Source organism: Massilia sp. BKSP1R2A-1 (assembly GCF_050586525.1).
Taxonomy (GTDB): domain Bacteria; phylum Pseudomonadota; class Gammaproteobacteria; order Burkholderiales; family Burkholderiaceae_D; genus Telluria.
This window is the reverse complement of record NZ_JBOBRE010000001.1, coordinates 267,273-286,446: the sequence shown is the minus strand read 5'-3', so window position 1 is coordinate 286,446 and position 19,174 is coordinate 267,273. Positions and strand designations below refer to the sequence as shown.

The 19,174-nt window shown below is 66.5% G+C and carries 13 protein-coding genes and 1 tRNA gene; 8 read left to right on the top strand and 6 right to left on the bottom strand.

Going from position 1 to position 19,174, the window contains the following annotated elements:
- Positions 1-21 precede the first annotated feature (21 nt).
- The 3 genes from pal to ACQ7JA_RS01225 all read left to right on the top strand — a co-directional run bounded on the left by pal (position 22) and on the right by ACQ7JA_RS01225 (position 1,566).
- Positions 22-546, top strand: a complete 525-nt coding sequence (pal, locus tag ACQ7JA_RS01235) for a peptidoglycan-associated lipoprotein Pal (RefSeq protein WP_430894094.1) — start codon at positions 22-24, stop codon at positions 544-546.
- A 125-nt stretch (positions 547-671) separates the two neighbouring features.
- The gene (ybgF, locus tag ACQ7JA_RS01230) at positions 672-1,427 is read left to right on the top strand and encodes a tol-pal system protein YbgF (RefSeq protein WP_430894093.1); all 756 of its coding nucleotides are present in this window, start codon (positions 672-674) and stop codon (positions 1,425-1,427) included.
- A 63-nt stretch (positions 1,428-1,490) separates the two neighbouring features.
- A tRNA-Lys gene (locus ACQ7JA_RS01225) sits at positions 1,491-1,566 on the top strand.
- A 58-nt stretch (positions 1,567-1,624) separates the two neighbouring features.
- On the opposite strand, the gene ACQ7JA_RS01220 is transcribed toward ACQ7JA_RS01225, so the two are convergent.
- Positions 1,625-2,041, bottom strand: a complete 417-nt coding sequence (locus ACQ7JA_RS01220; RefSeq protein ID WP_430894092.1) for a hypothetical protein — start codon at positions 2,039-2,041, stop codon at positions 1,625-1,627.
- 682 nt (positions 2,042-2,723) lie between these two features.
- Here ACQ7JA_RS01220 and ACQ7JA_RS01215 point away from each other — a divergent pair.
- Positions 2,724-2,900 carry a hypothetical protein gene (locus ACQ7JA_RS01215; RefSeq protein ID WP_430894091.1) on the top strand — a complete coding sequence of 59 codons (177 nt, stop codon included), beginning with the start codon at positions 2,724-2,726 and terminating at the stop codon, positions 2,898-2,900.
- An 86-nt stretch (positions 2,901-2,986) separates the two neighbouring features.
- Here ACQ7JA_RS01215 and ACQ7JA_RS01210 read toward each other — a convergent pair whose 3' ends face one another.
- A complete protein-coding gene (locus ACQ7JA_RS01210) occupies positions 2,987-4,723 on the bottom strand; it encodes a methyl-accepting chemotaxis protein (RefSeq protein WP_430894090.1) in 1,737 nt (578 codons plus the stop codon).
- Between the two features lie 283 nt (positions 4,724-5,006).
- Here ACQ7JA_RS01210 and ACQ7JA_RS01205 point away from each other — a divergent pair, with 283 nt between their 5' ends.
- The 4 genes from ACQ7JA_RS01205 (at position 5,007) to ACQ7JA_RS01190 (ending at position 8,971) form a co-directional block, all read left to right on the top strand.
- Positions 5,007-6,407: an L-cystine transporter gene (locus ACQ7JA_RS01205; protein WP_430894089.1), complete on the top strand. Its 1,401-nt coding sequence runs from the start codon at positions 5,007-5,009 to the stop codon at positions 6,405-6,407.
- Positions 6,408-6,571: 164 nt separating this feature from the next.
- The gene (locus ACQ7JA_RS01200) at positions 6,572-7,333 is read left to right on the top strand and encodes a histidine phosphatase family protein (RefSeq protein ID WP_430894088.1); all 762 of its coding nucleotides are present in this window, start codon (positions 6,572-6,574) and stop codon (positions 7,331-7,333) included.
- A gap of 13 nt (positions 7,334-7,346) precedes the next feature.
- Positions 7,347-8,333 (top strand): NAD(P)H-hydrate dehydratase, encoded by a 987-nt coding sequence (locus tag ACQ7JA_RS01195; RefSeq protein WP_430894087.1) that lies wholly within the window; start codon positions 7,347-7,349, stop codon positions 8,331-8,333.
- A 260-nt stretch (positions 8,334-8,593) separates the two neighbouring features.
- Complete coding sequence (locus ACQ7JA_RS01190) at positions 8,594-8,971, top strand: hypothetical protein (RefSeq protein WP_430894086.1); 378 nt, start codon at positions 8,594-8,596, stop codon at positions 8,969-8,971.
- 176 nt (positions 8,972-9,147) lie between these two features.
- Here ACQ7JA_RS01190 and ACQ7JA_RS01185 read toward each other — a convergent pair whose 3' ends face one another.
- The 4 genes from ACQ7JA_RS01185 to ACQ7JA_RS01170 all read right to left on the bottom strand — a co-directional run bounded on the left by ACQ7JA_RS01185 (position 9,148) and on the right by ACQ7JA_RS01170 (position 19,003).
- Positions 9,148-13,347, bottom strand: a complete 4,200-nt coding sequence (locus ACQ7JA_RS01185) for an ATP-binding protein (protein WP_430894085.1) — start codon at positions 13,345-13,347, stop codon at positions 9,148-9,150.
- Positions 13,348-13,523: 176 nt separating this feature from the next.
- Positions 13,524-14,477, bottom strand: a complete 954-nt coding sequence (locus tag ACQ7JA_RS01180; RefSeq protein ID WP_430894084.1) for an IS1595 family transposase — start codon at positions 14,475-14,477, stop codon at positions 13,524-13,526.
- Positions 14,478-14,620: 143 nt separating this feature from the next.
- Positions 14,621-17,827 carry an efflux RND transporter permease subunit gene (locus ACQ7JA_RS01175; protein WP_430894083.1) on the bottom strand — a complete coding sequence of 1,069 codons (3,207 nt, stop codon included), beginning with the start codon at positions 17,825-17,827 and terminating at the stop codon, positions 14,621-14,623.
- 12 nt (positions 17,828-17,839) lie between these two features.
- Positions 17,840-19,003 carry an efflux RND transporter periplasmic adaptor subunit gene (locus ACQ7JA_RS01170; protein ID WP_430894082.1) on the bottom strand — a complete coding sequence of 388 codons (1,164 nt, stop codon included), beginning with the start codon at positions 19,001-19,003 and terminating at the stop codon, positions 17,840-17,842.
- Positions 19,004-19,174: the final 171 nt, after the last annotated feature.

The following is a 19,174-nucleotide window of genomic DNA, read 5'->3' as shown; positions in this document are numbered from 1 at the left end:
TAATAGACAAGGAGAAAAACCATGCGCAACTTCCAGAAACTCGCCCTCATCGCTTCGGCCGCCCTGCTGACCGCCTGCTCGTCGACCAAGCTGCAGGAAACCCCGGTCGTCGAAAAGACCCCGACCCCGGAAGCGGCTCCGGCCCAGCCTGACACCCGTGAAGTCAAGCCAGTCGAGACCGGCAGCGTCGATCCGCTGAACGACCCGCAAGGCGTGCTGGCCAAACGTAGCGTCTACTTCGACTACGACAGCTTCGTCGTGCGCGAAGACGGCAAGCCGGTCGTCGCCAACCACTCGGGCTACCTGACCAAGAACACCGGTCGCAAGGTCCTGATCCAGGGCAACACCGACGAACGCGGCGGCACCGAGTACAACCTGGCCCTGGGCCAGAAGCGTGCCGAAGCCGTGCGCCGTGCAATGGCCGCCCTGGGCGTGTCGGAAAACCAGATGGAAGCCGTGTCGCTGGGCGAAGAAAAGCCGAAGGCAACCGGCAGCGACGAAGCAGCCTGGGCTGAAAACCGCCGCGCTGACATCGTCTACCAGTAATAGCTCATTGGTTAAACCTTCAGTCGGCTGATGCGCCTTAAGGTTAGGCGCATTGACAGCGGGGCGGATGGCAGTCAGACTGCATCCGCCCCGTTTTTACTCTGCAACCGGAAAGATTGACTGCCATGATGAAACTGTCCCCGTCCCGTCTCGCCGCCCTGGTCCTGGCGGCCTGGATGCCGCTGCAGGCTCACGCCGGCCTGCTCGACGACGACGAAGCGCGCAAGGCCATCCTCGACCTGCGCGCCAAGGTCGACGCCATCGCCCGCGACCTGAACGCCCGCATCGAGACCAAGTCGGACAAGACCGTCCAGCTCGACATGCTGAACCAGCACGAGCAGACCATGCAGGAAATCGCGCGCCTGCGCGGCCAGATCGAAGTCCTGGCAAACCAGATCGCCCGCGCCCAGGAAGGCCAGAAGCAGCTCTACGCCGACCTCGATTCCCGCATCAAGAAGCTCGAGCCGCAACAGGAAACCGTGGACGGCCAGACCGCCCAGGTAATGCCGGCCGAGAAGACCACCTACGAGAACGCCACCGCCCTGTTCCAGTCGGGCGACTACAAGGGCGCAGCAAGCGCCCTGCAGGAATTCGTGCGCCGCTACCCAAGCTCTGCCTATGCCTCGAACGCCCAGTACTGGCTCGGCAACGCCTGGTATGCGCTGGGCGACTACAAGAAGGCCATCGCGGCCCAGGAGGTCGTCACCAGCACCTACGCCGACAGCGCCAAGGTCCCGGACGCCATGCTGAACATCGCCAGCAGCTACGCCCTGCTCAAGGACAGCAAGAACGCCAAGAAGGCGCTGCAGCAGCTGGTCTCGAAATACCCGGAGTCGAGCGCCGCCAAGACGGCCAAGGACCGACTGGCCTCGCTCAAGTAAGTTCCATCGAAGCGATGGGGATTTGACAGCTTCGCTGTCTCATCCTATAATCTCGCTTCTTTCGGGTCGTTAGCTCAGTTGGTAGAGCAGCGGACTTTTAATCCGTTGGTCGCTGGTTCGAGCCCAGCACGGCCTACCAGAATTGAACGAGAACGCCAGCCTTCGGGCTGGCGTTTTTGTTTTGCGGCTTAACGCTCTCAGCGCTGCGCCAGCGTCGCCCTCACCTCGATGATCTCCGCCAGCCGCGACTGCGGCACATAGCGCATCACCATCTCGTCGCGCGCCACGTCGAAGCGCATCCAGACCTTGCCGTCATGCGAAGCATAGGTGTCCTTCGATATCGCGGCAAGGCGCATCGGGCGCTGGCGGTCGATGCGGGTCCAGATGCCGCTGTAGCCCGGATTGACCTCCAGCTTCCATCCGTTCGACAGGCGATACTGGCCGCTGACGGCATCCGGCTCGGCGTCGAGCACCCTCTCGCCACGCGGAGGCGCGGTGACCTGCACGCTGGATATTTGACCGGTGGCCGGATAATCGGAAGCCGGGGACTGGGCGGCGGCGTTCGCAGCCACCAGGAGTAGAGTGGCAGCCAGTGCCAGGGATTGCAGGCGCATGATCGCTCCTTCGCGATATGTGGGGGGGTTGAATTGCGTAGCCCGGTTCTGGCCACGCCAGTGCCGGTGCTTCAGTCTAGGATGCCCCGCCCTGCATGCAAGTTCCACAAGGTGCACATCACGAAACAGTCTGGAAGACCTGCCGATCAGATCGGCGGGATATGACACCAAAGCCGGCGTCTGCATGCGCACCGGCGAATCATGTGCAGTTCACGGCCCGGTTACGCAGAAAGACTGTTGGTTTCTACCGACGCTGCGCGCCGGTTACTTGACTTTCGACCGCGCCAGCGAGATATTGATGAATACGTTGGCTCACGGCAATGCATTGAAATGTAAGGAAACGTGTGCGGCCTTGTGCGCACGCGCCGAACATGTAAAATGATTAACATCCCGTGCAGGCCACCCGGCGCGGCCCTGAAGGGTCATGCGCCATTATGGACGGGTCACCCGAAGTCGAAGCTTGGTACTGGCACAGCATGTCTAGAACGTTTCTTCCGCACTACCCAAGCGACCGCATCCGCGTCGTCGCCAGCATGCCGTGTGCCGCCAGCTCGATATCCGTCCGGCTTGCCTGAGCTCGGCGAGCAATTTTCGCCCGACCGAGCCCGCTCCAGATTCCCGCTCAATGAGCACCGACCATAGAACGCCTGTCTCCGGTGGAGACGGCAACAAGGAGACTTTTATGTACACCGAACACTCGCATCCACGTATCCATCCGGGCACCGTCGACCGCAGCAACCCGTCGGCGCCGAAACGCACCTTTGCCAAGAGCATCGTGTCGAGCCGCCTGCGCCAGCGCCTCAGCGTCGCGCTCGGCCTGTGCGTCGGCCTCGCCGCCCTGGTCGTCGCCTTCGAATAAACCGCCGCCCCTGCAGCGGGGCCGCATAAAAAAACAGGGCGCGGCGCCCTCGAGCGCCGCGCCCTGCTGCATGACGCTTCTACGCGTCAGAACTCTTCCCAACCCTCCGTCGCATCGACCGCCTGGGCAGCCTTGGCGCCGCGCGACTGGGCCGGTTTTGCCGCGGCCTTCGGTGCAGGCCTGGCTGCCGGCTTCGCGGCCTGCCTGACTGCCTGGCCCGACGCGATACGCGCCTGCGCCTTGGCCGGCCTGGACGTGGCCGACGCAGGGGCTGCCGACGCATCGAGGCGGAACGTGCCGACCGCCTGCGCCAGCGCGCGGGCTTCTTCCTGCAGCGCCTGCGCCGCTGCCGAGGCTTCCTCGACCAGCGCCGCGTTCTGCTGGGTCACCTGATCCATCTGGGTCACGGCGCTGTTGATCTGCTCGATGCCCGCGGTCTGCTCCTGGCTGGCGGCGCTGATCTCGGTGATGATGTCGGTCACGCGGCCGACGCTCTGCACGATCTCGGCCATGGTGGCGCCGGCCTGGTCCACCAGTTCGGAACCGTGGTGCACCTTCTCGACCGAATCGTCGATCAGGGACTTGATTTCCTTGGCCGCCGCCGCGCTGCGCTGGGCCAGGTTGCGCACCTCGCCCGCCACCACGGCGAAGCCGCGGCCCTGCTCGCCTGCCCGGGCCGCTTCCACGGCCGCGTTCAGCGCCAGGATATTGGTCTGGAAGGCGATGCCGTCGATGACGGCGATGATGTCCACGATGCGGGTCGCCGAGCTGTTGATGGCGCCCATCGTCTTGACCACCTGCTCCACCACTTCGCCGCCCTTGCCCGCCACCTGCTGGGCCGAGGCCGCCAGCACATTGGCCTGGCGCGCGTTGTCGGCGTTCTGCTTCACGGTCGAGGTCAGTTCTTCCATCGACGAGGCGGTCTCTTCCAGCGAACCGGCCTGCTGCTCGGTGCGGCTCGAGAGATCCAGGTTGCCGGCGGCGATCTCGCCCGAGGCGGTGGCGATGGTGTCGGTGCCGCCGCGCACTTGCGTGACGATGCGCACCAGGGCGGCGTTCATGTCCTTCAGGGCCAGCAGCAGGCGGCCGGTCTCGTCGCGCGAGTCGACTTCGATCTTCTGGGTCAGGTCGCCGCTTGCGACGGCGCCGGCGATTTCCACGGCACGCTCGATCGGGCGCACGATGGCGCGCACCAGCAGCCAACCGACCACGGCCGCCATCACGAGGCCGAAGGCCAGGCCCGCCAGGCAGACCAGGCGCACCAGCTCGAACGTCGCCTGCGACGCCTCGTAGTCGGCTTTGGCGACGCGCTTCTGTAACTCGATCAATTGCCCGCCAAGAGTGCTAACGGGCTGGAACAGGCGCGACATGTCGCCGGTCACGAGCTGCCCTGCGCGTGCGGTGTCACCCGTGCGCACCGCCGCGACGGCCGGGTTCAGGCCCTGCGCCAGGAAGGCCTTGCGTGCCTCGATGAACTTGCTCGCCAAGGCGGCTTCCTCGGTGGTCTGCTCGGTGGCCGCGTACGCTTTCCAGGTCGCCGTCACCACGCCGATATTGGCTTCGACCTCCGCCAGAAGCGCGTCGCGCTGGGAAGCGTCGGCGCTGCTGACGGCCTTGGCGACATTCATCTGGTTGGTGGTAATCAGCTGCATGACCTGGCTAAGTTGGCCCAGCGCGACGAGACGGTTATCGTACAGATTCTTCAGCTCGCCGTTCGCCATGCCAAGGTTGACGATGCCGACGACGGCGCCGACGACGAGTTCGGCGGCAAGGAAGGCGATCACGAAGATCAGCCGGGCTTTGATGGTGAGGTGTTTGAACATGGTGGCTGTCAAAAAAAGAATGGCTGGCGGAAACAAACATTTTGCACAAGCTTGTCACGCGGGATGCATATTGACCAGCAGCTTTGCGCCCTGCCTGAGCCCTTCGTCGTTCAATTGCCACAAAGCATTAACAGCACGACATCTTCCGATGCTTTCTTGCTACCGATCCGCAGAAACAAGCACGGGATCCGCATTTCACGGAGATGCCGGATTGCCTATAGAATGTGTCGATTGATTTCCACGGCGCATGAGCTGTGAAGAATCGGCTTGCATAAAGGTTCCAATGAATTTCCCGCTCCTGATCAACCTCGCCGTCGCCCTCGTCGTCTGCGTCCTGCTCTACCGCCTCCAGGCCAATCACGTCTCCTTCACCAAGCGCGTCTTCACCGGACTGGGCCTGGGCGTGCTGCTGGGCGCGGCCCTGCAGGCCTTCTACGGCGCGGGCTCGCCCGAGGTCGCCGCCACCAATGCCTGGCTGGACGTGCTCGGCAGCGGCTATGTGAAGCTGCTGCAGATGATCGTGATTCCGCTGATCATGGTCTCGATCGTCCAGGCCATCCTCAAGCTGCGCAATGCCTCCTCGCTCGGCAGCATCAGCACGCTGACCATCGGCATCCTGCTCGTTACCACCGTGGTGGCGGCCGCGATCGGCATCGCGATGGCCAAGCTCTTCGGCCTGTCCGCCGTCGGCCTCACGGCGTCCACTGCGGAAGTGGCGCGTGGAGAATACCTGCAAGGCAATCTCGCGGCGGCAAAAGAGATCTCGCTGCCGAGCATGCTGCTCTCCTTCATTCCGGCCAACCCCTTCCTCGACATGACCGGGGCGCGCAAGACCTCGACCATCGCGGTGGTGGTGTTCTCGATTTTTGTCGGCATCTCGGCCACCGGCATCGCCGGCAAGAAGCCGGAAGTGTTCCAGTCCTTCAGTGAATTCGTGCATGTGGCCCACGTCATCATCATGCGCATGGTGACCCTGGTGCTGCGCCTGACCCCGTTCGGCGTGTTCGCCCTGATGGCCAAGGTGGTGTCGAGCTCGAGCTTGCAAGACATCCTCGGCCTGGCCAGCTTCGTCGCCGCCTCCTACTGCGCGCTGGCCCTGATGTTCTGCGTGCACCTCCTGATGATCGCCGGCAGCGGCCTGAACCCGCTGCGCTATGCGCAGAAGATCTTCCCGGTGCTGGCCTTTGCCTTCACCTCGCGCACCAGCGCCGGCAGCATCCCGATGAGCGTTGCTACCCAGACCGCGCGTTTGGGCACGCCGGAAGGCATCGCCAACTTCGCGGCATCGTTCGGCGCCACCATCGGCCAGAACGGTTGCGCCGGCATCTATCCCGCCATGCTGGCGGTGATGATCGCCCCCACCGTCGGCATCGACCCGATGACGGCTTCCTTCCTGCTGCCGTTGCTGGCCATCATCGCCTTCGGCTCGATCGGCGTGGCCGGGGTCGGCGGCGGCGCCACCTTCGCGGCGCTGATCGTGCTGTCGGCGATGGACCTGCCGGTGGCGCTGGCGGGCCTCCTGATCTCGGTCGAACCGCTGATCGACATGGGCCGCACCGCGCTCAACGTGAGCGGCTCCATCACGGCCGGCACCATCACCGGCCGCGTACTCGGCCAGCAGGACATGCGCGTGTTCCAGAGCGATGCCGACATCAATCTCGATGGCGACGAGCAAGTCGTGTAAGCACGCTCCGACGCTTCCAACAGCCTCATCGGAAGGGACAATCGGGCGCGTGTAAGACCCTTCCGACGCTGCGACGAGCAGGTCCGGAAAGCCCGCAATCGTGCGCTTTGCGGCCGCCGAATCCGTCTATGATGACGCCATGTCAACATCAAGACGGGCTCGTGATGGAACAGAAGTGGCCGCAGGAGATCTGGCTGGTCAGGCACGGACAGAGCGCTGGCAATGTCGCGCGCGACCTGGCGGAAGCAGCCGCCGGACACCGCATCGACATCGCCGACCGTGACGTCGACGTGCCCCTGTCGGAACTCGGCGAACGGCAGTCGCAGGCGCTCGGCTCCTGGTTCGCGGCGCTGCCGCCGGAACAGCAGCCGACCGTGGTGCTGCACTCGCCCTACGTGCGCGCCGCCGAGACCGCCAACATCATGATGCAGCGCCTCGGCCGCGCCAGGCTCATCGTCGAATCCGACGAGCGCCTGCGCGAAAAAGAGTTCGGCATCCTCGACCGCCTCACCACCCACGGCATCGCCCACCATTACCCCGAGCTCTACGAACAGCGCCAGCACGTCGGCAAGTTCTACTTCCGCCCGCCGGGCGGCGAGAGCTGGTGCGACGTCATCCTGCGCCTGCGCAGCGTGATCGATACCCTGAACCGCGAGTACTGCCGCGAGCGCGTCCTCATCGTCGCGCACCAGGTCACGGTCAATTGCTTCCGCTACCTGTTTGAGCGCATGAACGAGAAGGCCATCCTCGATTTCGACCGCGCCGGCGACGTCCCGAACTGTTCGGTCACCTCCTACGAATACGACCCGACGCTGGGCAAGGGCGGCCACCTGGCCTTGCGCCTGGTGAACTTCGTCGCGCCGCTGGAAGCCACCGGCACGCCCGTCACCGCAAGCAAAGACCTGCCCTCCGCTCCCAAGGCATAAACCCACCGCGACCATGGACACGCCCCCCCGCGCCACCGCCGTGCATGACGTCGACACAGCCCTGCTGCGCAGCTGGGCCGTGCCGATGCCCGCGGTCGAGGGCGACAAGGAAATCCGCGGCCACGTGCTGGTGCTGGGCGGCTCGAGCGAGATGCCGGGCGCCATCATCCTGGCGGCCACCGCGGCCCTGCGCGCGGGCGCCGGCAAGCTCACCGTGGCCACCGGAAAAAGCGTGGCCCAGCTGGTGGCGCTGGCCATGCCCGAGGCGCGCGTGATCGGGCTGGAGGAGCACGACAGCGCCGGCATCAAACTCGAGGCCGTGGCCCGCCTCGACCCGCTGGCCGACCGCGTCGACGCCATCCTGATCGGGCCCGGCATGCGCGACGAAACGGCCACGGCCGAACTGGTGCATGCGCTGCTGCCGCGCTTCGAGGCCGCGGGCACGGCGGTGGTGCTGGATGCCTGCGCCATGGGCGCGCTGCTGCATCCGCCGGCCGACTGGCCGCAAGACCGGCCCTGGCGTTTCGAACGCCCGCCGATCCTGACCCCGCATGCGGGCGAGATGGCGCACCTGACCGGCATCGCCAAGGAAGACATCTGCCGCGATCCCGACCCGCGCGCACTCGTCGCCTCGCGCGACTGGAATGCGGTGGTCATATTAAAAGGTGCGCGCACTGTCATCGCAACGCCCGATGGAACGTTGTACCAGCATGAAGGCGGCAATGTGGGCCTCGCGATCTCCGGTTCGGGAGACGTGCTGGCAGGCATCATCGCCGGACTGGCGGCACGCGGCGCGGCGCTCGACCAGGCCGCATGCTGGGGCGTGGCCCTGCATGCGCGCTCCGGCGAACACCTGGCCCGGCGCATGGGCACACTCGGATACCTGGCGCGGGAAATTTCGCAAGAGATTCCCGCCCTGCTGGAACAGATCGCCGGCGAAAATGCCCGCGACCATGAGACCATCCGGCCTGCGCCGGTGGCTTGGGGAGTGGGTGCCTAGCACCTGTTCCCGGCACTTCCGCAGCGTAGAGCGGAATGGAGTACGCGGTATGCGTTTCTTTCGAACTGGCCGGCCGGCTTTCGGTCTAAGGTTCGCCGGAATCGTGCACCGACCCCGGGGCCGCGTATTGCGTCGGTTCCCTGATGGTTCCACTGCTGGGTTCACGAACCCTCGGAGGACCTAACCCTGGCGCCACGGACACTCCAAGGCCTCACCTGGAGCCCGTGGCACAAGATAGACGTGAACGAGGAGTTTAAACAATGAACGCACTGACCAAAGCACCAAAAATCCTGCTGACTGCTGCCGTGTTGGCCTCCCTGCTGGGCGCCTGCCGCAAGAACGAGCCGGCGACCGACACCACGACCACTACGCCGGACACCTCGGCCACCACCCCGAGCAGCACTTCGGGCGCCACCGGCACCACGGGTGACACCGGCACCGGCGCAACCGGCACCGGCACCACCGGCACCGGCACCATGACCGATCCGGCGACCACCACCACCCCGCCGACCACGATGGATCCGGCAGCCACCGGCACCGGCGCGACCGGCACCACCGGCACTGGCGCAACCGGCACCACCGGCACCGGCACGTCGGGCACCACCGGCACCACCACCCCGCCGACCACCGGCCAGTAAGCCGTCCGCATGGCAAGGAACGGGGCCCGCCATGCGGGCTCCGGGAACTTCCGGGCCAGCCGGAAGAAATGCTTCCTGCCGCCGTTCTCTCGCATCCCTGTCTCGGGGATGCGGCGATCGCCAGCCTTGCGGCTGGCTTTTGTTCTTCCGGCGCTGGCGTCAGCGCAACGCATCACTCAAGCGCGGTTCACACGCACCAGCGCCTCGTCCAGCAGCGACTCGACCGCGTCGAACTCGGCCGGCTTGGTCAGGTGATGATCGAAACCTGCCTCGCGCGTCCTGCGCCGGTCTTCCTCCGTACCCCAGCCGGTCAGTGCGACCAGCATCGCCGTCTTCGTACCGTCGAGCAGGCGCAGGCGCCGGCATGCGTCGTGGCCGCTCATGTCGGGCAAGCCAATGTCGAGGAACACGACATGCGGGGCCATGGCCTGCGCGGCGGCCAGCGCGCCGGCGCCGTCGTGCGCCACTTGCACCTGGTGGCCGCCGATCGCGAGGAGCGAGGCGAGCATGTCGGCGGCGTCCTGATTGTCGTCGACGACGAGTATGCGCAGTCCCTGCGCCGCGACATGGTGGCGAGCGGGCGCCGGCGGCGCAGACGGCACCGCCGGCGCCGTCTCGGACAGCGGCAGCCAGACGGTGAAACGGCTGCCCTTGCCTTCCCCCGCACTCGCCGCGGCCACGCGGCCCCCGTGCAGGTGAACGAGGCGCTGGACCAGGTTCAGTCCCACGCCCAGCCCGCCGTCGCCCATCACCTCGCTGGCGCGGCCCTGGGCATACATGTCGAATACGGTGGGAAGCACCTCCGCCGGGATGCCGATGCCGCTGTCAATGACGTCGATGCGCGCCATGCTTCCCTCCTGGCCGGTCTCGACCACGATGTCGCCGCCATCTGGCGTGTACTTGGCCGCGTTGTTGACCAGGTTGCTGAGCACCTGGGCGAGCCGGTGCGGATCTCCTGTCAGCGCGAGGGGTTCCGGGGGCAGCCGCAGCGCCAGGCGATGGGCGCGCGCCGCGACGAGCGGCATGCACATGGCCACCGCCTCGTCCACGACCGAGGAAAGCAGAACGGTTTCGGGACGCAGGGTCAGCTTTCCCTCGGCCAGGCGCGCCATGTCGAGCAGGTCGTCGACCAGGCGCACCATGTGCTCGACCTGGCGCCGCATCATGGCCTGCACCTCGCGCTGGCGGGCCGGGTCGGCGTCCGCCTGCATCAGTTCGATGCCGGCGCGGATCGGCGCCAGTGGGTTACGCAGCTCATGCGCGAGCGTCGACAGGAAATCGCTCTGCTGGCGGTTCTTCTCGCTCAGCTCCTGGGCCAGGCGGCGCAAATCATGCTCGGCCTCTTTATGGGTGCCGACATCCAGGGTGACGCCGTCGAAGCGCAACACTTTCTGGCCGCCGGCTGCGTCGTTGCCGCCACACCAGCCGATCGCGCGCAGCCAGCGTCCGCCGTGTGCGGCGTCGGTCCGGAACTCGACATCCAGGCTGCTGCCTTCGGCCAGGGTGCGGCGCATGCTGGATTCCACGCGCGGCCGGTCGGCCGGGTCGATGACCGCCAGCAGCGCGCGGATATGCGCATGCCGGTTGTGTCCGAGGCCCAGGTGACGCGCCATCTCGTCGTTGAGCTGGAAGCGGCTGAACGGTGCATCCGCATACCAGACGCCGATGTCGCCTGCGCGTGCGACCTGCTCGAAGCGCTCCTGCAGCATGCGCCGCTCGTGCACGTCGATGACGGTGCCGACGTAGCCGTTCGGGTGTCCATAGGCATCGACGCGCGGCAGTCCGTTGTCGATCACCCAGCGGTAGCTGCCGTCGCGATGCCGCAGGCGGAAGTCGAGCGACACCGGGATGCGCGCCGCGGCCGCGTCGAGGTAGGCGGCAACGGTGCGCTGCAGGTCGTCGGGATGGACGTTTTCCAGCCAACCGCGCCCGAGGTCCTGCTCCGGCTGGCGACCGGTGAAGTCATACCAGCGCTGGCTCAGGTAGGTGCATTGCTCGTCCGCGTCGGTGGTCCACAGCATGACGGGCGCGGCGTCGACCAGGGCGCGGAAGTACTGCTCGCGCGCCGCCGTCTCGCGGGCCTGGCTGCGCCGCTCCTCGGCCAGCACCAGCTGGCCGCGCACCCGCGCCAGCAGTTCATTGGCGGCAAAGGGCTTGACCATGTAGTCGTCGGCGCCTGCCTGAAGCCCCTCGACCTTGGCCTCCTCGCCGGCGCGCGCCGATAGCAGCATCACGGGCAGCCGGCGCAACTCGCCATGTGCGCGGATCCGCGCCAGCAGGCCGAAGCCATCCAGCACCGGCATCATCACGTCGGTGAGCACGAGGTCGGGCGGATCCCGTTCGATCAGCCGGAAGGCGGCGTCGCCGTCGGCGCAGACCGTGACCTCCGCATGCGGCGCCAGCAGGCTTTTCAGGTAGGCGCGCATGTCGTTGTTGTCGTCCGCGACGAGGATGCGCGGCCGTCCCATGCGGCGCTCGTCCCTGCGCGTCACCACCGCGGCCGGCGTGGCTGGCACCGGGTTCTCGTCCGCCTCCGGCAGCCAGCGCATTGCTTCCTCCACGAATGCCGCGCCGATGGGTCCGGCCTGCGCTTCCTGTGCTTCCTGCGCGGTCGCCGGCGCCGCCGCGATGCGATCGGACGGAAGATGGGCGTGGCCGAAAGGCAGGCGCACCTCGAAGCGCGAACCCTCGCCCGCCACGCTCTCGGCCACGATGCTGCCGCCGTGCAGGCGCACCAGCTCCTGGATCAGGGCGAGCCCGATGCCGGTACCCTCGTAGCTGCGCCCAGCCGCGCCCTCGATCCGGTGGAAGCGCTCGAACACGCGCGACAGCTCGCTTTCCGGAATGCCGGTGCCGGTATCGCACACCGTGAGCTGCGCCATCCCGTCCACCCGCGCCAGCCGCACAGTCACGCTGCCCGCCAGGGTGAATTTGAAGGCATTCGACAGCAGGTTGAAGACAATTTTTTCCCACATGTCGCGGTCGACCCAGACCGGCTCGCCCAGCTCCTCCGCTTCCACCGCATAGGCCAGGCCGCCCTTCGCCATGGTCGATTCGAACACCCCCGCCAGGTCGAGCGTCAGGCGCGACAGATCGGTCGGCAGATAGCTGGCCTGTACCCGGCCCGCCTCGATACGCGAGAAGTCGAGCAGGGAGTTGACCAGCTTGAGCAGGCGCAGGGCATTCCGGTGGGTCAGGTCGAGGCGGCGCCGCTGCGCCGGGGCAAGCGGTTCGGCGGTATCGTTCAGGGCGTCGTCGAGCGGCCCCAGGATCAGGGTCAGCGGCGTACGGAATTCGTGCGAGACATTGGAGAAGAAGGCCGTCTTGGCGCGGTCGATGCGGGCCAGTTCCTCGGCGCGGCGCTGTTCCTGCTCGTAGGCGACCACATTGCCGACGGCCGTCCCCACGGCTGCGACGAGCCCGTCGTAGAAATGCCGGTAGTCGGCGTCCAGGGCGCGGCGTGCGCTGACGCCGGCGACCAGGAAACCGTAGGGATCCTGCTGCCCGGGCAGCAGGATCGGCAGCACCAATGCCGAATCGGGCACTTCCTCGTACGGTCCGCAGCGCAGCGGGTCGATGCGCCCCGCCATGCCGTCCACGCGCACGGCACCGCGTGTGGATGCCGCTTCGGCGAATGGCCAGGGTGCGGCATCGAGCGCGACGCTGGCCGGCGCCAGCTCGCTGTTCCCTTCGATACCGGTGCGCCCGCGCAGCAGCAACTCGCCCTCGTCGCCGCGCTGGTAGAACAGCAGGTAAGGCGCGTCCAGGGCCAGTTGCTGGCCTTGGGCCGACAGCTGGCGCCCGATGTCGCCCAGGGTGCGCGCATCGGCCAGCGCGGCGCTCAGCGCACGCAGGCATTGCGTGCGGCGCGCACCCAGCACCTGGGACGTCGTTTCCGTGATCGGATGGAAAACGCCGCCGACAGTTCCGGACTCGTCGCGGATCGGCGAGAACGAAAAGGTCATGAATGCTTCTTCGAGGTAGCCATGACGGTCGAGGAACATGCGCTGGTCGCGAATGTAGGCACCCTCTCCCTGGTGGGCGCGGTCGAAGGCATCGCCGACGACCGGCAGCGCGCTGGCCCAGACCTTCTTGAAGGCGCCGCCCATGGAGGCCGGATGCAGGCCGCCGCAGATGGGCCGGTAGGCGTCGTTGTAGATCTGGATGTCGTCCTCGCCCCAGCACACCAGGATCGGGAAGGTCGAGGACAGGCACAGGCTGACCGTGGTGCGCAGGCTCTGCGGCCAGCTTTCCAGCGGGCCCAGCGGCGTGGCCGACCAATCCATCGAGCGGATCAAGGCGCCCATCTCGCCACCGCCGGACAGCCAGTTCAGGTCGGATGGGGCGGCGGGAGGAAGAAGACGGGACTGTGGCATGGCAGGGGGCAAAGGTGGACGAGCGCTTCAGGCCGGGTGGTCCTGACGCTACCGTATTGTAGAAGAAACATGGGACTTCAGGCTCAGATTCGGCGAATTTTCATGCGTGTGTAACAGAGTTAGCCGCCAAAGAAGAGGCTGTGTTCGCGTTGATTATGCGTGCGCGGCCGCGTTTACTAAGCTTGTCGTACCGCAGTGCACAGCCACAGCGCTGGCGTACGCAACGCCTGCGCGTCCAGTAATCGCCGCCATCCCGAATAGTTCGCCAGGTAGCGGCTGGCCACACCCTTGAACCGAGCGAGCCAACCCTTGAAACGGCTGTGCCAGCCATTGACGTTCTGGATGTGGATCGCGCCGCGTGCGCGCCGGCCTGCCCGGACATTGACGGACGCATGCGTGATACCGGCGTCGGCGGCAAACCGGGCATAGGCAGCCGCGCCATCGCTGATGAGCAACACGTCGCCGGGCAGCACTGGCTGCAGGCAGGCGCGTAGCTGCGCCGCAGTCACGGGACCACGTCCCGTATGAAAGTCCAGCGTCATGCCCATGCGGTCGCGCGCCACCAGCAGGCAATCATGCTCGCGGTTGATGCCGCGCCGCCGGGCAGCGCCCCCGCGCTTGCGTGGCGGACGTGTCAACGTGCGCGATCCCTTCTGCGATTCCAGCCGATAGGTTTCGTCGGCCTCGACGATCGCCGACAAGGCCGCCGGCCGGTGGCGCGCGGCGCCCGGCGCGAAGCGGTGGCGCCACCGGAAGCTGGTGGTGCGATGCACGCCGGTGGCGAGCGCCGCGTCGCGCACGGTGCGTGATTCCAGCAAGCATTGAATATAGGGCAGCCAGCACGCTCGCTTGCGCAGCCGGGCCAGCGGCGTGCCGGTCAGCGCGTTGAAAGGACGGCGGCAGCCCAGGCAGCGGAACCGCTGCAGGCCGCTGGCGAAGCCGGACCGGTGCACGCGCGCGCCAGCACAATGCGGACATGGCCGGCCTGCCGCGGCCGCTTCGATGAGCGCCAGGCACTCGGCCGGGTCGCGGATGCTGTCGATCCACGCGCGCAGCCGGGCCAGGTCGTTGCTGGACATTGGCGCTGCGGACAGGCAGGCGAACAATTCGTCGAAGCGCAAGCTTTGCATCGTCACTCCGGATGAGTTAACTCGACGATGCGTAAGACTTCGACAACAGGATTTGGTTCACCCAATGAGCGCGAACACAGCCAAAGAAAAACGGCCAGCACATGGCTGGCCGTTGGTGACTGCCGGGCTCGCGCCCGCCTGCCTCAGGCAGGCAGCGCCTTGCCGCCGCGGCGGCCGGTCACGAGACGGCCCAGCCACAGGATGAAGCGGAACACGGCGCGCACCAGCAGGATCGTCAGGATCGCTTCCACGAAGGTCAGCAGGAAGGCGACCAGCACCGGCTGGCGCTCCGCGCGGCGGTTGAACTTCGCGAACATGCGGTCGCGGGCGATCTCGATGCTGTCGTAGAAGGTCGGCACCACCAGCAAGGTCAGGAAGGTCGAGGTGATGGTGCCGCCGATGATCGCGATGGCCAGCGGCTGGTAGAACTCGCCCGAGTCGCCCAGGGCCAGCGCCACCGGCAGCATGCCGGCGATCAGCGCGAAGGTCGTCATCAGGATCGGACGCAGGCGCTTGCGGCCGGCCGCCATCAGCGCTTCCTCGCGGTCGACGCCCTGCTTCTCCAGTTCACGCGCCGCGTCGAGCAGCAGGATCGCGTTCTTGGCCACCAGGCCCATCAGCATGATGACGCCGATCAGGCTCATCAGGTTGAGGGTGTTCTTGGTCAGCAGCAGGGCCACCACCACGCCGATCAGGGACAGCGGCAGCGACAGCATCACGCCCAGCGGGGCCGTGAAGGAACCGAACTGCATCACCAGGATCAGGTACATCAGGCCGATACCCGACAGCAGCGAGATGCCCATGGCACTGAACACTTCCTGCTGGTCCTGGCCGGCGCCGCCCAGCTTCAGGCCATAGCCCGGCGGGAAGTCGAAGGTCTTGGCCAGCTTCATGGCGTCGGCGGTCACTTCGCCCGGGGAACGGCCCTGGGCATTGGCCGAGACCGTGATCATGCGCTCGCCGTCGCGGTGGCGGATGCCGGCCGGGCCCTTGCCCATGGTGATGGTGGCGATCTGCTCCAGGGGCACCATCATGCCGGTGCCGCTGACCGAGATCGGCAGGCGCTCGATGTTCTCGGTGCTGACGCGGTCTTCCGGATGCAGGCGCACGGCGACGTCGCGGGTCTCGTTGCTCGGGTCGACCCAGTCGCCCACTTCGATGCCGGCGAAGGCCACGCGCAGCGACTGGGCGGCGTCGTTGATCGAGATGCCCATGGCATTGGCCAGGCCCCGGTCGAGCACGATCTGCAGCTCGTTCTTCGGATCCTGCTCCGACAGGGTGACGTCGACGGCGCCCGGCACTTCACGCAGCTTTTCCATATAGGCCGTGGTCAGCTCCATCAGCTTGCGCGAATCGGGGCCGGTGAACTGCACCTGCACCGGCTTGCCGCCGCCGTTCAGGTCGTCGATCACGGTGTACTCGGCGCCCACCAGGCGGCTGACCTTCTCGCGCAGTTCCACCGCGATCTCGGCGGCGGTGCGGTCACGCGAACGGCGCTTGCCGATGTCGACATAGACGCGGCCGCCGCTCAGGTTGGCGTTGCTGTTGGTGTCCTCGGTTTCCGGAATCTGGCGCGCCAGTTCGGCCGCTGCTTCGACCTTGCGGCGCGAGTATTCCACGCTCGACGACGCCGGCACGCGGACTTCGACCATGATGGCGCCGTTGTCGGATTTCGGCAGGAAGCTCGAGCCGCCGAACGCAGAGTGCAGGGCGATGGCGCCGATGAAGCTGAGCACGGCGATGAAGGCCATCCACTTGCGGTGGTGCAGCGCCCACTCGATCACGCGTCCGTAGCGTTCCGCCTGGTGGTCGAACCAGTGGTTGAAACGGTCGAGCAGCTTGCCCACACCCTTTTTCGGCGCGCTGTGGTGGCCCGGCGGGTCGCCCCAGTAGGCCGACAGCATCGGGTCGAGGGTGAAGGAGATGAACAGCGACACGATCACCGAGCAGGTCACGGTCAGGGCGAAGGGACCGAACCACTCGCCGGACACGCCCGGCATGAAGGCGACCGGGATGAACACGGCCATGATCGAGAAGGTGGTCGCGGCCACGGCCATGCCGATCTCGGCGGTGCCTTCCAGCGCCGCGGTGCGGCGGTCTGACCCCATTTCCATGTGGCGCACGATGTTTTCCCGCACCACGATCGCATCGTCGATCAGCACGCCGATGGCCAGCGACAGGCCCAGCAGGGTCATGAAGTTCAGGGTGAAGCCGCACAGCCACACGGCGATGAAGGCGGCCAGCACGGAGGTCGGCAGCGACAGCGCGGTGATCAGGGTCGAACGCCAGGAATTCAGGAAGGCGTAGACCACGAAGATGGTCAGGATCGCACCCAGCACCAGGGCTTCGATCACGTTGTTCAGGCTGCTCTGGGCGTCTTCGCCGCCGTCGCGGGTGACTTCCAGCTTGGTGCCTTCCGGCAGTTCCTTGCCGACTTCCTCGACGACCTTGTGGACCTTCTTGGCCAGCGACACGGTGGAAGCGTCACGGGCGCGGGAGATCATGATGCCCACGTTCGGCTTGCCGCTGCGCATGGACAGGCTGTTGACGTCGGCGTAGCCGTCGCGGATCTCGGCAACCTGGTTCAGGCGCACGATCTGGTCGCCGTTGCGCTTGACCACGACCTGCGAGAAGTCTTCCGGACGTTCGATGCGGCCGACCAGGCGGATGCCCTTCTCGTCCAGTTCGCTGCGCAGCTTGCCCACCGGCGCATTGGTGTTCTGGGTGCGCAGGGCGTTGGCCACGTCGGACACCGACACATTGAACTCACGCAGTTTCTCCGCGCGCAGCAGGACCGACAGCTCGCGGCGCAGGGCGCCGTTCACGGTGACCGTGGAGGCGCCTTCGATGGCGCGGAAGCGGTCGGCCAGCACGTCCTCGGCATAGCGCGAGATCTCGGCGTGACTCTGCGAGCTCGACGACAGGGCCAGCTGCATCACCGGCTCGGCCGAGGTGTCGATGCGGCGCAGGATCGGCTCGCGCATCTCGACCGGCAGCTTGTAGCGCACCGCCGCGATGGCGTTGCGCACGTCGTCCGAGGCTTCGATCAGGTTGCGGTCGAAGTCGAATTCCATCCAGAGCGACACGCCGCCCTCGTAGGAGTTGGAGTTGACTTCGGTGACGCCCTGGACTGCCAGCAGCTGCTTCTCGATGCGGTTGGTGATCTCGCGCTCGGCGGTCTCGGGCGAGGCGCCCGGGTACGGAATGTCGACCGAGATCATCGGCAGTTCGACGTCCGGGTTCTGGTTGACCTTCAGCTTGGACAGGGCCAGCAGGCCCATCGCCATCATCGCGACGATCAGCACGATCGTCGCGACGGGCTTCTTGACACTGAAATTAGAGAGGAACATTTATTGTTTTCCTTATTTCCCTTGCACTGCGCCGCCGGCGGCGCTGGCGACGCGGGCGGCGGCCATTTCGACCTTCTGGCCGTCCTTCAGGTTCGAGGTCGGGGAGCGCAGCACGACGTCGCCCTGGGCCAGGCCATGCTTGACTTCGAGGTTGCCGGTGCGCGGGTCGCGCGCGCCGACCACCAGGTTGACCTTGCTCAGGGTCTTGTCCTTGATGCGCCAGGTATAGGCCTTGTCGCCCGACTTGACCACGGCTGCTTCCGGCAGCATCAGCGCGTCGGTCGAAGCGGCGTCCACGCGGCCTTCGGCGTACAGGCCGGCCACCTTCGGCTGGACCTTGTCGGCGAACTCGATCACGACTTCCACCTGGCGGGTGACCGCATTGGCGGCCGGGTCGATGCGCTTGATGACGCCGGCGAATTGCTGCTCGCCATAGCCGTTGACGCGGAAATTGACCTTCTGGCCCATCTTGACGGCAGCGATCGAGTCGGCCGAGACGCGGCCCTGGAAGCGCATGCTGTTCGGATCGATGACCTTCACCAGTTCCTTGCCGATGGTGGCGGTGTCGCCGGCCGAGACCTTGCGTTCCGAGACGATGCCGTCGAACGGTGCGCGCACCACGGTGCGCGACAGTTGCTGGCGGGCAGTCGCGGCGCGGCTCCGGGCGGCCGACAGCTCGCTCTGGGCGCTGTTGCGGCGCACTTCGGCTTCGTCCAGGCCGACGGCCGAGGTCATGCCGGAAGCGCGCAGGGTCTTCATGCGCTCGAGCTGGCGGTTGGACTGGTCGAGGGCCTGGCTGGCGGCGCGCACGGCTTCGTCGGCGGAGGAAACGGTGTCGCGGATCGCGGTCTCATCCAGGCGCACCAGCACGTCGCCGCGCTTGACCGGATCGCCATTCTCTTTCAGGACCTGGAGCACGACGGCCGAGACTTCGGCGCGCAGGTCGGCCTTGCGCTCCGGCTGGATCGAACCGGTCACGACCGGGCCGCTGGTCAGGGTATCGCTCCGGATGGTCAGCACGTCTTCCGGTGCGACCTGCAGCTGCGTCGGACGCTTGTCCTTCGGATCGGCCTTGGCGGCCTGTGGCGCCCCTTCGGCGCCCGGCTTGGCGGGCTCCTTGCTGCAGGCGGCGAGCGCCGTGGCTATGGCAAGGACGAGTAGTGATTTGCGCAGCATGTGGTTCTCCAGAGAATGGACTCAGTTTGAAGGCTGTGGAAAATGCAACTTTTCACAGCCTCGTCTTCTTTTTAAAAATGCGAATATGAACAGCCAGCGCGCAGTATTCAGTAGTGCCCTGGGGGCGTCAATTGACGACTCTGCATACTGCGGAAATCGAGGGATGAAATG

Bases quoted from the DNA above. Each gene is read 5' to 3' on its own strand.
- ACQ7JA_RS01180 (WP_430894084.1), bottom strand. From the start codon at position 14,477: ATGCAAAGCTTGCGCTTCGACGAATTGTTCGCCTGCCTGTCCGCAGCG.
- ACQ7JA_RS01190 (WP_430894086.1), top strand. From the start codon at position 8,594: ATGAACGCACTGACCAAAGCACCAAAAATCCTGCTGACTGCTGCCGTG.
- ACQ7JA_RS01210 (WP_430894090.1), bottom strand. From the start codon at position 4,723: ATGTTCAAACACCTCACCATCAAAGCCCGGCTGATCTTCGTGATCGCC.
- ACQ7JA_RS01185 (WP_430894085.1), bottom strand. From the start codon at position 13,347: ATGCCACAGTCCCGTCTTCTTCCTCCCGCCGCCCCATCCGACCTGAAC.
- pal (WP_430894094.1), top strand. From the start codon at position 22: ATGCGCAACTTCCAGAAACTCGCCCTCATCGCTTCGGCCGCCCTGCTG.
- ACQ7JA_RS01205 (WP_430894089.1), top strand. From the start codon at position 5,007: ATGAATTTCCCGCTCCTGATCAACCTCGCCGTCGCCCTCGTCGTCTGC.
- ACQ7JA_RS01220 (WP_430894092.1), bottom strand. From the start codon at position 2,041: ATGCGCCTGCAATCCCTGGCACTGGCTGCCACTCTACTCCTGGTGGCT.
- ybgF (WP_430894093.1), top strand. From the start codon at position 672: ATGATGAAACTGTCCCCGTCCCGTCTCGCCGCCCTGGTCCTGGCGGCC.
- ACQ7JA_RS01170 (WP_430894082.1), bottom strand. From the start codon at position 19,003: ATGCTGCGCAAATCACTACTCGTCCTTGCCATAGCCACGGCGCTCGCC.
- ACQ7JA_RS01200 (WP_430894088.1), top strand. From the start codon at position 6,572: ATGGAACAGAAGTGGCCGCAGGAGATCTGGCTGGTCAGGCACGGACAG.
- ACQ7JA_RS01175 (WP_430894083.1), bottom strand. From the start codon at position 17,827: ATGTTCCTCTCTAATTTCAGTGTCAAGAAGCCCGTCGCGACGATCGTG.
- ACQ7JA_RS01195 (WP_430894087.1), top strand. From the start codon at position 7,347: ATGGACACGCCCCCCCGCGCCACCGCCGTGCATGACGTCGACACAGCC.
- ACQ7JA_RS01215 (WP_430894091.1), top strand. From the start codon at position 2,724: ATGTACACCGAACACTCGCATCCACGTATCCATCCGGGCACCGTCGAC.